This is a genomic window from Desulfobotulus sapovorans DSM 2055 (assembly GCF_059569355.1).
Window position 1 is genome coordinate 90763 of record NZ_JCANVJ010000010.1, and the last position, 12825, is coordinate 103587.

Annotated in this window: 14 protein-coding genes and 1 pseudogene; 12 read left to right on the forward strand and 3 right to left on the reverse strand. The window is 56.5% G+C overall.

What is annotated here, in order from left to right; all coding sequences use genetic code 11:
- Positions 1 to 50 precede the first annotated feature (50 nt).
- The 7 genes from BR04_RS09280 (at position 51) to BR04_RS09310 (ending at position 6095) form a co-directional block, all read left to right on the forward strand.
- Positions 51 to 1328: a double-cubane-cluster-containing anaerobic reductase gene (locus BR04_RS09280; protein WP_496355722.1), complete on the forward strand. Its 1278-nt coding sequence runs from the start codon at positions 51 to 53 to the stop codon at positions 1326 to 1328.
- Between the two features lie 30 nt (positions 1329 to 1358).
- Complete coding sequence (locus BR04_RS09285; RefSeq protein WP_496355723.1) at positions 1359 to 2150, forward strand: acyl-CoA dehydratase activase; 792 nt, start codon at positions 1359 to 1361, stop codon at positions 2148 to 2150.
- A gap of 72 nt (positions 2151 to 2222) precedes the next feature.
- Positions 2223 to 3308, forward strand: a complete 1086-nt coding sequence (yedE, locus tag BR04_RS09290) for a YedE family putative selenium transporter (RefSeq protein WP_496355724.1) — start codon at positions 2223 to 2225, stop codon at positions 3306 to 3308.
- A 28-nt stretch (positions 3309 to 3336) separates the two neighbouring features.
- A complete protein-coding gene (locus BR04_RS09295) occupies positions 3337 to 3555 on the forward strand; it encodes a sulfurtransferase TusA family protein (protein WP_320356003.1) in 219 nt (72 codons plus the stop codon).
- Positions 3556 to 3638: 83 nt separating this feature from the next.
- Positions 3639 to 4502, forward strand: coding sequence for a radical SAM protein (locus tag BR04_RS09300; RefSeq protein WP_496355725.1), 864 nt, complete (start codon positions 3639 to 3641; stop codon positions 4500 to 4502).
- On the forward strand, positions 4484 to 5335 hold the full coding sequence (locus BR04_RS09305; protein WP_496355726.1) for a substrate-binding domain-containing protein: 852 nt from the start codon (positions 4484 to 4486) through the stop codon (positions 5333 to 5335). The genes BR04_RS09300 and BR04_RS09305 overlap by 19 nt, the downstream gene beginning before the upstream one ends.
- Positions 5328 to 6095, forward strand: coding sequence for a 4Fe-4S binding protein (locus BR04_RS09310; protein ID WP_496355728.1), 768 nt, complete (start codon positions 5328 to 5330; stop codon positions 6093 to 6095). Before BR04_RS09305 ends, BR04_RS09310 begins: the two co-directional genes overlap by 8 nt.
- A 69-nt stretch (positions 6096 to 6164) precedes the next feature.
- On the opposite strand, the gene BR04_RS09315 is transcribed toward BR04_RS09310, so the two are convergent.
- A complete protein-coding gene (locus tag BR04_RS09315) occupies positions 6165 to 6602 on the reverse strand; it encodes a C-GCAxxG-C-C family protein (RefSeq protein WP_496355729.1) in 438 nt (145 codons plus the stop codon).
- A 115-nt stretch (positions 6603 to 6717) separates the two neighbouring features.
- Here BR04_RS09315 and BR04_RS09320 point away from each other — a divergent pair.
- The 3 genes and pseudogenes from BR04_RS09320 (at position 6718) to BR04_RS09330 (ending at position 9174) form a co-directional block, all read left to right on the forward strand.
- A pseudogene (locus BR04_RS09320) lies at positions 6718 to 7608 on the forward strand (LysR family transcriptional regulator).
- Between the two features lie 147 nt (positions 7609 to 7755).
- Positions 7756 to 8586: a dipeptidase PepE gene (gene pepE, locus BR04_RS09325; protein WP_496355730.1), complete on the forward strand. Its 831-nt coding sequence runs from the start codon at positions 7756 to 7758 to the stop codon at positions 8584 to 8586.
- 213 nt (positions 8587 to 8799) lie between these two features.
- Positions 8800 to 9174 carry a hypothetical protein gene (locus BR04_RS09330; RefSeq protein WP_496355731.1) on the forward strand — a complete coding sequence of 125 codons (375 nt, stop codon included), beginning with the start codon at positions 8800 to 8802 and terminating at the stop codon, positions 9172 to 9174.
- Positions 9175 to 9241: 67 nt separating this feature from the next.
- Here the strand turns inward: BR04_RS09330 and BR04_RS09335 are convergent, their stop codons facing one another.
- Complete coding sequence (locus BR04_RS09335; protein WP_496355732.1) at positions 9242 to 9700, reverse strand: 4Fe-4S dicluster domain-containing protein; 459 nt, start codon at positions 9698 to 9700, stop codon at positions 9242 to 9244.
- 20 nt (positions 9701 to 9720) lie between these two features.
- Positions 9721 to 10038, reverse strand: coding sequence for a PCP reductase family protein (locus BR04_RS09340; protein ID WP_496355733.1), 318 nt, complete (start codon positions 10036 to 10038; stop codon positions 9721 to 9723).
- Positions 10039 to 10298: 260 nt separating this feature from the next.
- On the opposite strand from BR04_RS09340, the gene BR04_RS09345 reads away from it, so the two are divergent.
- Together BR04_RS09345 and BR04_RS09350 are read left to right on the forward strand one after the other, a co-directional pair.
- Positions 10299 to 12359, forward strand: a complete 2061-nt coding sequence (locus BR04_RS09345; RefSeq protein ID WP_496355734.1) for an RNA/DNA-binding domain-containing protein — start codon at positions 10299 to 10301, stop codon at positions 12357 to 12359.
- A 301-nt stretch (positions 12360 to 12660) separates the two neighbouring features.
- On the forward strand, positions 12661 to 12825 hold a 165-nt coding region (locus tag BR04_RS09350; RefSeq protein ID WP_496355736.1), incomplete at its 3' end, for an IS1634 family transposase N-terminal domain-related protein.

Genomic DNA, 12825 nt, shown 5'->3' on the forward strand with positions numbered 1-12825 from the left:
AAGGAAAAAGCAACCGGCCTGTCCCTACCCTGTTTTTTGAAGGAGCCTCCATGACCGACGCGCGCTATGCCGAAATGTGGGAAAAACTCAACCTGGATCTTCCCGCCCATGATGCCCTGCTGGGCGTACTGGGCCAGTTTTACGGCGATATCTACATGTCCCAGGAAGGACGTCTCAAAGGCATGGAATACCTCGATTTTGTCCTGAGCGAGGTGCATGGCCTGAGAGTTCAGGAGTTGCAGGAAGCCAGGGCCAGGGGCGCAAAGGTGGTCGGCACCTTCTGCGTTTTTGTGCCCGAAGAGCTGACCCTTGCTGCCGGAGCCGTGCATGTGGGGCTTTGCGCCGGTGCGGAGGCGGGAACGGAGGAAGCGGAAAAAATCCTGCCCCGCAACACCTGCGCCCTCATCAAGTCCTTTGTGGGCTTCAAGATGGCAAGGATCTGTCCCTTTACGGAATCCTGCGATCTGGTGGTGGGAGAAACCACCTGCGACGGCAAGAAAAAAGCCTATGAAGCCTTCGGGGAACTGGTGCCCATGCATGTGATGGAACTGCCCCAGACCAAAACCGATGCGGCCCGCGTCCTCTTCCGCAGTGAAGTGATCCGCTACAAAGAAAAACTGGAGACCCTTACCGGTGTTGCCATCACCCCCGAAAAACTCCGGGCCGCCATGGCCACCGTCAATGCCAAACGCAAGGCCCTCCAGCGCCTTGATGCCCTGCGCAGCGCCGATCCCTCCCCCATCTCCGGCCGGGATGCCCTGCTCATCCATCAGGTGGCCTTTTATGATGATCCCGTCCGCTTCACCGCCTCCATCAATGCCCTCTGCGACCAGATGGAAGTCCGGGTAAAGGCGCAGGAAGGGATCAGCCCCAAAGGTACCCCCCGCATCCTTCTTTCCGGCTGTCCCATGGCCGTACCCAACTGGAAACTGCCCTATATCACGGAAAGCTCCGGTGCTGTCATCGTGGGCGAGGAATCCTGCATCGGAACGCGCAATATCCGGGATCTCACGGACGAGAGCGCCCAGGACATGGACGGCCTCATCGATGCCCTGGTGGACCGCTACCTGCGCATCGACTGCGCCTGCTTCACGCCCAACACGGAGCGCATGGCCAATGTGATCTCCATGGCAAGGGAACTGAAGGCCGACGGCGTGCTGCACTACGGTCTCATGTTCTGCCAGCCCTATGCCCATGAAGCCATCAAGCTGGAAAAGGTGCTGCGCAAAGAGGACATCCCCATGCTGGCCATTGAAACGGATTACAGCATGGAGGACATGGAGCAGCTGAAAACCCGCGTGGAAGCCTTTGTGGAAATGATCCGCTGACCCCTTCACCCCGGAACACGGAGGTTTTCCATGGCCCTTACCTTTGCAGGTCTTGATATCGGCTCCCGCTCCATTGCCCTGGTGCGGCTGCGGGAAGGACGGATTTTAGACGAAAGACGGCTTCCCACCACCTTTGATCCCCTGCGCCAGATCCGGACTCTTCTGGAAAAACTGGAGGCGGATCGTCTCATTGCCACGGGCTACGGCAGGGGGCTTGTGGAACGCATGGGGCTTTCCCTTCCCGTGGAAACCCTCACGGAGATCAAAGCCCACGGCCTGGCCGCCCGCCATCTCTTTCCCGAGGCCCGTATGGTGCTGGATATCGGCGGTCAGGATACCAAGGCCATCGGTCTTACGGCCACGGGCAAGGTGTCCCGCTTTGAGATGAACGACCGCTGCGCCGCAGGTACGGGCAAGTTTCTGGAATACACGGCCAACATCTTCCAGATTCCTGTGGAGGATTTCGGCGCTTACGCCCTCATGGGGGATACGCCGCCGCTCATCAACAATATGTGCACCGTGTTTGCGGAAACCGAAGCCACCTCCCTCATGGCCCAGGGGGTAAGGCCGGAAAACATCGCCTTAGGGCTGCACCTTTCCATTGTCCGCCGCACCGTGGGCATGCTGCGGCGGGTGGGACTGGAAAGTCCGCTGGTCTTTGCGGGAGGGGTTGCCCACAACCCCTGTATCCGGGCCCTTCTTGAGAAGGAGCTAAAGCTTGAAGAAGGAAAGACTCTCTGCATCCCCCTGAACCCGGATATGTCCGGCGCCCTGGGAGCCGCCCTCTGGGGGCAGGAAAATGAGGGAAAACTCGCTGCCTGAAACCGTTTTTTTTCCGATGCCCCCAAAGGGGCTCGGTTCTGTCCAAATCCGAACAAAGGAGAAAACACCACCATGAAAAACCATTTATCCACCCGATGGGGCATCATCGCCGTCGGTGCTGTCATCGGTCTTCTCGCAGCCCTTTTGCAGAAGCTGGGCAACCCGCCCAACATGGGCATCTGTGTGGCCTGCTTTGAGCGGGACATCGCAGGCGCTCTGGGCCTTCACCGTGCCGGTGTGGTGCAGTACCTCAGACCCGAAATCATGGGCTTTGTGCTGGGCGCCCTCGTGGCCGCCCTTCTGGCGAAAGACTTCCGTCCCCGCACAGGCTCTGCCCCGGTGATCCGTTTTGCCTTGGGCTTTTTCGCCATGATCGGTGCTCTGATCTTTCTCGGCTGTCCCTGGCGGGCCCTGCTCCGTCTGGCAGGGGGGGACTGGAACGCCCTCTTCGGTCTTCTCGGTCTTACGGCCGGGGTCTTTATCGGAACCCTTTTCCTGAGAGGCGGCTACAACCTGGGGCCTGCAAAGAAAGCCCCGAAATTCGTGGGCCTTGCCATGCCCCTTCTCATGCTGGGCCTTCTGGCGCTGGCCTTTTACAATCCGCCCGTAGCGGGTCAGCCCCAAAGCGGCGTGCTCTTTTACAGCGTAAAAGGCCCTGGAGCCATGTACGCGCCCCTTCTCATTGCCCTGGCCATCGGCCTTCTCGTGGGCGGACTTGCCCAGCGCAGCCGCTTCTGCACCATGGGGGCCCTGCGGGATCTCATCCTCTTTAAACAGATGCACCTCTTCTCCGGACTCATCGCCCTGGTGGTCGTGGCCTTTCTTGCCAACCTCGCCTTTGGTCAGTTCAACCCCGGCTTTGAAAAACAGCCCGTGGCTCACAGCTTAGGCCTCTGGAACTTCATGGGCATGGTGCTGGCAGGCCTTGCCTTTGCCCTGGCCGGAGGCTGCCCCGGACGCCAGCTCTTTCTTTCCGGAGAAGGGGACGGCGATGCCGCCATCTTTGTGCTGGGCATGATTGTCGGTGCCGCCTTTGCCCACAACTTCGGCATGGCCAGCTCCCCTGCGGGTGTGGGCCCCAACGGCATTCTGGGCCTTGGCGTGGGCCTCGTGGTCTGCCTTGCCATCGGATTTTTCGGAACCCTGAAAAAAGCCTGATTCTTTAAAGGATATAAGGAGAAGAACCATGACAGAAACACTGGATGAGCGGGGGCTTTCCTGTCCCCAGCCCGTGCTGGACACCCTGAAGGCCCTCCCCCTCGTCAAAGGAGGAAAACTTTCCGTGCTGGTGGATACGGAGGCGGCCCGTGAAAACGTGGCACGCGCTGCGGAATCCAGGGGCTGGAAGCTTGCCTCCGTGGATGAAAAGGACGGCGACTACACCCTGCATCTGGTAAAGGGCTGATCGCCTTTTCCCCCAAAGGCCCTGTTTGTAAGGATTTTCCGAAAACAGGGCCTTCCTTTTTTAAAAGCCTGTGGAGTCAGACCATGTTTTCTGCACCGGTCAGAAGACCGAAACTGCCCTTTCATCCCTGCGTGCATGAAGAGGCGCACCACCAAATCGCCCGGCTGCATCTGCCCGTGGCCCCGGCGTGCAACCTGCACTGCATCTACTGCACCCGCAGCATCGGCCCGGAAAATCCGGAAACCATGGCGGCCGGGGGGCCGGGAAAGGCCTCCTGCCTGCTGTCTCCGGAAGCCGCCCTGAAAAAGACCGCAGACTTCATCGCCACCTGGGGCAGGGAGTCTGTGATCGGCATTGCAGGCCCCGGTGATCCCCTGGCCAACCCCGAAACCTTCATGACCCTTGCCGCCATCCGCAGGCGTTTTCCCGAAGCACGGCTCTGCCTCTGCACCAATGGCCTTGCCCTTCCCGAAAACCTTGACACCCTGCTCCGCCTTGGGCTGGAGCACCTCAGCATCACCATCAACGCGGTGGACCCTGGGATCACGGCAAAAATCCAGCCCTGGATTCTGGACGGAAAAGAAAAAATCAGGGGGGAGGAAGGGGCCGGAATACTGCTTGAACGCCAGCTTTGGGGCCTGAAGGAGGCGGTTCGTGCGGGAATGTTCGTCAAAATCAACACCGTGGTGGTGCCGGGCATCAACGATGGGCACATCCCGGAAATCGCGGCCAGGGTGGCGGCCCTGGGCGCGGGGATCCTCAACCCCATGCCCCTCATCCCCAATGGCGCGACAGCCCATATGGCCCCACCGTCGGCAAAAGAGATGGCGACCCTTCACGAGACCTGCGCTCCCCTGCTGCCGACCTTCAGGCGTTGCCGTCAGTGCCGGGCGGATGCGGAGGGCATTCCTGGAAAGGAGAATATTTCATGTCGGAAAACGGCCTGACAAGGCGCAATTTTCTTAAAGGGAGCGGCCTTGCCCTGGGCGGCCTTCTTGCCGCCAGTACCGGTGCAGGTGCAGCCCCCTTTTCCGGCCAGAGCCTTGAGGTCTGGTCCTGCGGCGGGCTTGCCGAAGCCATGATGCCCGCCAATGCGGCATTCGAAAAGGCCACGGGCTGCGCCATCGCCTACACCGGCGCCTTTGCCGCAGCCCTGGGGAAATCCCTCCTCACCCACGGGCAGACCGAGGTCTTTGCCCCGAGAGTGCTGGATCTGGCCCGGAAGCTCAAAGCCGAAGGCCGGATGCTGTCCTTCAGGCCCCTCTGTTTCACCGAGTATGTGCTGGCCGTTCCCAAAGGCAATCCCGGAAAGGTTTATGGCATGGAGGATCTGAAACGGCCTGATGTGCGCATGGTGCTGGCACCGGAGGCCTCTCCTCCCGGCGGGCAGGCCGCTCTGGTCATTCTGAAAAAAGCGGGAGTGGAAGAGGCGGCGCTGGCTCAGGCCAGCGTTCTCGGAGACTGCGTGCAGACCGTGCTTCCGGAACTCCTCAGCGGCAGGGGAGAGGCCACCATCATCGAAAAGCGCCTCACCTGCCTGCCCCAGTTCAGGGGAAAACTGGAAACCCTGGCCATACCGGAAGCCTTCATCCCCGCCCCGCCCGTTCCCTTTACCATCGGGGTCATGAAGTGGGCCAAAAACCGGGATCTGGCGGAGGCGTACGTGGATTTCATGCTCTCGGACAAAGGCCAGGTCTGGTTTGAAAAGGCGGGCTTCATTCCGGCAGCCTCCCTTCAGGGTCAGAGACTCAGCACAAAGTACGGGGTGCACGATGCCTGAATCCATCCGTCTTTCCCTGAAACGCCGCGTGGTCCAGTGCCTTTCCCTCGGCATCATCGGGGAGTGGTCCTTTTACGGTATTTTTCGCTGCCCCTTTGCCGTTCCCTACATCGGATGCGGCAACTGCCCGGTGATTCAGTGCCCCGGCCGATCCCTCTGGATGTGGAGCTGGATTTTCATCGCAGCCCTCACCCTGGTCTTCGGCAGGGCCTTCTGCGGCTGGATCTGCCCCGGCGGTCTGGTGCAGGATCTTCTGGCGCCCTTTGCCTTTCTCCGGCAGAAGGTTTCAGGCCTTATGGAAAAGATCCTCGGCCCTGGCAAATACCTTCTTCTCTTTTCCAGCCTCTGGGTCTTTTTTATCATGGCCAACCCCAGAGGGGCCATTCCCATCCGCACGGGAGATTTCTTCGGCGCCGTAGGGCTCACCTTCGAACACGCCAGTTTCTGGTGGCTGACCCGCACCGTGGCCATCCTCGCAGCCCTGGGCCTTGGGCTTCTGATTCCCCATTTCTGGTGCCGCTTTCTCTGTCCCACGGGAGCGGCCCAGGATCTTTTCCGGAAAATCGCCCTTTTCCGTTTTGCCATGACCCCTTCCTGCACGGACTGCAATCACTGCAAAAAGGTCTGCGCCCTGGAAACCCGGCCCGGAGAAGCCAGCTGCACCCAGTGCGGGGACTGCAAAAGCGTCTGCCCCCACAATGCCATCGTCATCCGTCCCCTCCTTGAAATCAAAAAAGGCGGGGAAGAAATCCAGGTCTGATTCTCTTCTGGCAGGGGCTCTGCGCCCCTGCTTGATTGCCCCTCCAGAAAGCACATGCTGAACCACTTCTCAGCCCTTCTCCACCAGCAGTCCCACCAGCATCTGCGCCGTCCTTTCCACAACCTTCCGGCACTCTTCCATCTGGGCCTTTTCACCAAAGCGTATCCGGAGCTTCAGACAGTTTGAGGTTCCGAAGGCTTCGACAAAGCGGGTTCGGATCTCTGCCCCCATCTCTGCCGGAAGATCCCAGGCCATACCTGAAGCCCTCCTGCCATGAAGATGGCCTATGGCAATCAGGCTTCCTGATAAGGCGCCACACGCCTCTTCAAAGGTTTTGCCAAATCCGCCGCCAAACGCCGTGGCATGGGCTGTGGCCTCGGAAGACGGCTGGCCAAGGGTTTCGAGTACGGCTGCCGCAACGGCTTCGGCACAGTGAAATCCGCTGCCGAAATAGTCTGCGGCCTTCTCTCCGGCGATTTTTTCCGGGTTCTCAATAATGCATGACATGGCGCCCCTCCTTATGGTTAAGTGATCGATGGCTTCTATTATTTCATGGTTTGAATCAGGTCTAACGATTTATTCAGATGGTAAGGATCGGACGGGACGATAAAGGAAATAGCCCATGGAATTTCGTCTTCTCAGAACTTTTCGGGTGGTTGCGGAACAGTTGCATTTTACCCGGGCCGCAGAGCAGCTCAATATGGCGCAATCGTCTGTATCCGCTCAGATTCTCTCCCTTGAAGAGACCCTGGGCGTAAAACTGTTCGACAGGATTGGAAGAAAGGTGCTGCTGACGGATGCCGGGCTGAAGCTGATGGACTATGCCCGAAAAATAGAAGGCATGACCGAAGAGATCCGGGCAGAGATAGGCGGTGGTACCAACTCCCGGGGGACGCTCAGAATAAGAATTCCGGAAACCGTGGCATCGGTATACATGCCTGAAATCGTGGAAGGTTTTCTCATCAGAAACCCCGAAGTAACGCTCACCCTGATCAACTGTTCCGATACCCGCCTGAGGGAGGAGCTGAATTCCGGGAGAATCGACCTGGCATTTCTGATAACCGACAGCTTTCAGATGAGGGATGTGAATGTCCAGATGCTGAAAACGGAAAATCTGGTGCTCGTTTCAAGCCCCTCTCATCCTCTGGCCGGTTTCCGGAACATCACCTACGCGGATCTTGACGGGCAGACAGTGCTGCTGCCAAAAACAGACTGAAGCTACCCCAGCACCTTCGAGCGGTCGCTTGAAAAAAACAGAACATCCGCCACACTGCACAGGTTTTCGAGTATGAACAGTCTGAAAAACTGCCTGAAACGGGGAGTGGGCCTGAGCATTTGCCCGGAAGTATCGGTCAGAGAGGATCTTGCCAGCGGCATTCTGAAAAAACTGGACTGGGCACTCAACGATGAGGAAACCTCCCTTTTAATGATATGGCATCATGAAAAATGGTGTTCGCCACTGCTCAAACAGTTTATGGACATGGCTTCCGAAAAAATGGCCCCTGGCCGATGAGCGTGGCATGGACTCTTCCATTACATCCAAAAAGACCGCAGCCGGACAAAAGGCAGATCCGGAAAGCCCTGCCAAAAAGGGCTTCCGCCCAGACACCGCTCCCGCCGTACCCCCTGCGGGAAAACCCAGAAAAACAGGAAGACCCCAATGCCCCAGCTCAGACAGCGGCTCAGACATCTTCTTTCTCCTTTTTTTTCACAGACCGGTTTCCGGGACGGGCTGGACAATGCCCTTCTGCAAAACCGCAGCCTTCTTCTGCTGAGCAATTCCTCTTCCCCCGGAACGGGCTATCTGGAATGGCCCAGAGCGCATATGGCGGATTTCATCCGGGGCCGGAATCTCCGGGAAATGCTTTTCATCCCCTGGGCGGGTATCAGCCTTGCCGCCTCCGGGCAAAAGGACGGGCTGACCGCCTCCTTCAACGCCTATACCGCCAAAGTGGCAGAGGCCTTTTCTCCTCTGGGAATCCGCATCCGGCCCATCCACAGGGAGGCAGATGTCCTCCGCGCCGTCAAAAGGGCAGAAGGACTTCTTGTGGGCGGCGGCAACACCTTCCACCTGACCCATATGCTCCACGCCTCCGGCATCATCCCTGCCGTGCGTCGGAAAGTGGTGGAAGGCTGTCCCTACATCGGATGGAGTGCCGGGGCCAATGTGGCCTGCCCCAGCCTGCGCACCACCAATGACATGCCCATCATTGAGCCGGAGAGCTTCAGCACCTTCGGGCTTGTTCCTTTTCAGATCAATCCCCATTACCTCGACACCCATCCCGAAGGCCACGCAGGAGAAACCCGGCAGATGCGCATTGAGGAATTCCTCCGGCTCCATCCTCAGGGGATCGTTCTGGGGCTGCGGGAAGGCACGGGCCTTGTGCTGAGGGGGCCTTCCATCCGCCTGATCGGAAACAGCACCCTGCGGGTTTTTAAAAGCGACAAAGCGCCCGTGGAGATCCTGCCCGGAGAGGATGTCAGGCTTTAGCGAGTCCTGTTTTATCAGGCTGGCGTAAAGGGGTTGAGACCCTTTTGTTTTTTTCTTGATGGAACGATTCCTGCAAAATTCAGATACGGACCGGCTTCAGGTGGTCAGGATGCTCTGAACGACCATTTTGTTGGCGGACAGGCCCAAAAAATTGGCAAAAAGAAGAAATCCCCACTTTCCCCGTCAGACCCTTGCCCCTACAGGAGGAGACCCATGAAAAAGACACTGTTCAGACTGCTGCCCTGCCTGCTGGCTTTCCTGTTCTTTGTCCCTGCCGTTCCGGCTGAAGAGACCAAACCGGTCTATGAGATCGAGGCAAGGGATGCCTTCGGCAACCCCACACGCAGATTCATTGTCCAGAAGGGAGCTGTTTTTGCCATGATCAGGACACGTGCAGGGGATGAGCTGATATACCAGGGGGGACAGGCCAGAGACCCCGATACGGCAGAGCTAAGAAATGAGCTGTTAATGGGAAGGATTTCGGCGCATATGTTTAAAAATGGTATTCTTCTGGATCAAAAGAAGGAGATAAGCCCGCAGCAGAAAGCCATCTTTGACTATAAAAGGGATAAATTTTACGGATTCTGAACAGGAAGGGGGGGCGAGATGCTTATTTCCAGGATCATGATTTCAACTGCCCCCCTTTTTAACCCCCTTATATATTATAGCAGCAGAATCGTCCCAGATCTTCAGACTGAAGCATCCGCGAAAAACGCTCCACAGGCCCGGTTCCGGATTTCCAGAAGGCCAGGACGGAAAGAAGAAGGGCTTCCGCGCCATCGGCGGTATAAAGGCCCGGAAGCGGAACCCTAAGCGGGGATGACGCCCCAGACGGCCTCCCAGCAGTATCCTGAATCTTCAGCGCCCCTTCCCCGCAGGCGGCAATGCAGAGACCGCAGCCCATGCAGCGGTCCCTGTCCACCCCAATGCCGTCTTCCTTCAGCAAAAGAGCCCTGTCCGGGCAGACCGCCACGCAGAGGCCACACCGGGAACAGTCCTTCTCGCTGATCCCCGGAAACCGCAGGGCGAAAATGCCCATATCCTGGATCTGGGGCTGGGAGCAGGCATTGGGACAGCCTGCAAGGGACACGCGGAATTCGTGGTGAAAGAGCAAGTGACCCTCCACCCTTTTTTTCAGAAAAGAGAGAAGATCCTGGGATGAAAGGCAGAATTCCAGCCTCCGGACCAGGGCATCCGTTTCCAGAACCCGGTTGGGGCAGCCGCCTGAGGCAAAACAGTTTTCCACCTTAAACCCGTGACCATGGTCTCCTGCCCCTCCATGAAAGCCTTGCGGGCAAGGGGAACATCTTTCAGGCTCACACAGGATATTCCCTCTGCAAGGGCCGTGGCTTCGATGCGGGCCTTCACTTTTTTCCTGACAAAAAAGGGAACATTCTCCAGGGTCGCACGGGCCGCCTGCTCCCAGGGCATGGAACCGGGTGCTGTTTTCATGGACGTTCATCCTTTGCTCAGGGCATGAACATTTTCTCCCAAAACCTGGAAGACTGAAGGCCTCTACACCAGAAAAAGAAAGGACTGCCTTGATCTGGGTCAAGGGGAGGGCTGTTTTTTTGAGGTCATGCCCTTTTGGGCTGTATGGATAAAATACAAAGAATTCTGTATGCTTTTTCATCCCGGCTTCTACACAACCGGATTCCTGACAAGGGTATGAAGTTTCTTTATGAATACATGAATACGCCGGAGAAAAATTCATGGTTGATTTTATAGGCATGATGGAAACCCTCGCCGAATCCTGCGATCTGGAATGCAAACTGGCCTCCGGACAGGATGGCAAGGGTAAACTTCCCGACGATTTCTGGAAAACGTACAGTGCTTTTGCCAACACCTATGGAGGGACGGTTTTTCTTGGAGTCAGGGAAAACCCCAGAGGTCAATTCCAGATAAACGGTATCCCGAATCCACAAAAAGTTATCGGGGATCTCTTCAACAGCCTCAACAACCCACAAAAGATCAGCTGCAATCTGATCCTCGATAAAGATGTACAGGTTCTGGATATCGAGGGAAAAAACGTCATTCAGATTTCTGTCCGCAAGGCCACCCGCCATGAGAAACCCGTTCATCTTGGTGCCACGCCTTTCAATGGCAATACCTACCGCCGTCTTCAGGAGGGCGACCGCCATTGCGACGATGAAACGGTTCGAAGAATGCTGGCTGAACGGATAGAAGATGAGCGGGACAATCGCATTCTGTCCGGTTTTAGCTGGGAAGACATTGATAAACGCAGCTTTGCGATTTACCGGCAGATGTTCAGAGATGCCAGGCCCATCCATCCCTTTCTGGAACTGGATGATTTTGGATTTTTGCAAAAAATCCGTGGGTGGCGCAAAGACCGGGAAAACAATAGGGAAGGACTCACCCTCGCAGGACTTCTGATGTTCGGCACCTGGGATGCCATCCAGGAAGCAGCACCAAACTATTTTGTGGATTACCAGGAACGGGCCGAAGCTGGAGCGGAACAGCGCTGGATGGATCGCCTGGTTCCTGATGGCAGCTGGTCCGGTAACCTTTTTGATTTTTACCGCATTGTATATCGTAAGCTGACCGATCCCGCAGGATTAAAAATTCCCTTTTGTCTCAAAGAAGGACAGCGAATGGACGATACGCCTGTGCACCAGGCAGTCCGAGAAGCGCTGGTGAATACCCTGGTACATGCCGACTACTCTGGCCGGGTATCGGTTCTGGTCATCAAAAGACCGGATATGATGGGATTCAGGAATCCCGGAGATATGCGCATCCCCCTTGAGCGAGCCCTTCATGGAGGTGACTCGGACTGCCGTAACCGCATCATGCACCAGATATTTCTCATGATTGGCGCAGGAGAACGGGCAGGATCGGGAATTCCAAAAATTTACAGTGGCTGGAACTGGCGTCATTGGCGGACACCCTCCATCTACGAGGTTGATGAGCCACCCCAGACGATTCTTGAGATGCGTATGCTGGAGCTGATGCCGAACGGTGTGCTGGAGCAGCTCCAGGCCTCCTATGGAGACAGGTTCCGCTTACAGCCCACGCTGGGGCGGCTGATACTTGCAACAGCAGCAACGGAACAGGTCATTTCCCACAAGCGCATTACCGATATCACCCTGGATCACAGCCACGATATCACCCTCACCCTGCGGACTTTGGTCAGGCAAGGACTGCTGGAAATGCACGGGCACGGCCGTGGTGCTGTTTATCATCTGCAGGGACAGAATCTACCGACCCCCGATCAGGTATTCGGAATGGGAGTACAGACCAGTCCGGAATCCCAAATCCCCTACTCCGAAGATTTGGAGAGCTGCTCCGAAGATTTGAGAACCCGCTCCGAAGATTTGAGAACCCGCTCCGAAGATTTGAGAACCCGCTCCGAAGATTTGAGAACCCGCTCCGAAGATTTGCCGCCTCTTTTTGACAACATAGATATCCATGGCCGACTGTTGACACCCTCCCTTCCCGCACCCGTAATTCATGATCTGGATCTCCTGTCTCCAACATTTCTGGCAACGTTGAAGGCAAAGGCAAGCCTGGCCAGGCAAAAGAAAAAACTCCCCAAAACCCTCATGCGGGATGTGATTCTTTCCCTGTGCGAAGAACAGTTCATTACCCGTAACTGCCTTGCACGACTGCTGAACAGAGACCCGGATTCTCTGCGACAACAGTATCTCAAAGAGCTGCTGGAAGAAGGACTCCTCAAACAAGCCTTCCCTCAGAATCCCACAGACAGTCGTCAGGCCTATATGACGGCGGACATCCCAAGCCCCCCATCCACATAGAAAAAATCCATGAAATTCCCAAACCCCATCGAAAAGAACGATTTGATTGAGGCGCTTTCCATTGCCTATATCTATGCCCTATTGGGGGTTGCATACAAAAAATCTTCCTTCATTCAAAAGGAAGCCTAACCCAACTTCGTCAAAATTGATCGGGCAACGCTTATTTTTTGCCCAAAACCCCATGTCTTGCAGGCATAACCGCCTGAAATCATTGTTTTGCACCGGGCAAAACCCAAATGTAGTGACCCATAAAACAAAATAATTATTGACACCCCCCTGTTTTTTAGCTACGGTGACGGGTATGTATATTAAACGCGTCCGCAAATCGAACCGTAACAGCAAGAAGGTGTATGAATATCTGCACCTTGTTGAAACTATCCGAACCCCGAAAGGGCCTCGGCAGCGTCTTATTTTAAATCTGGGGATTCTCGATGTGCCCCAGGAGCAGTTCAAAGAGCTTGCCAAT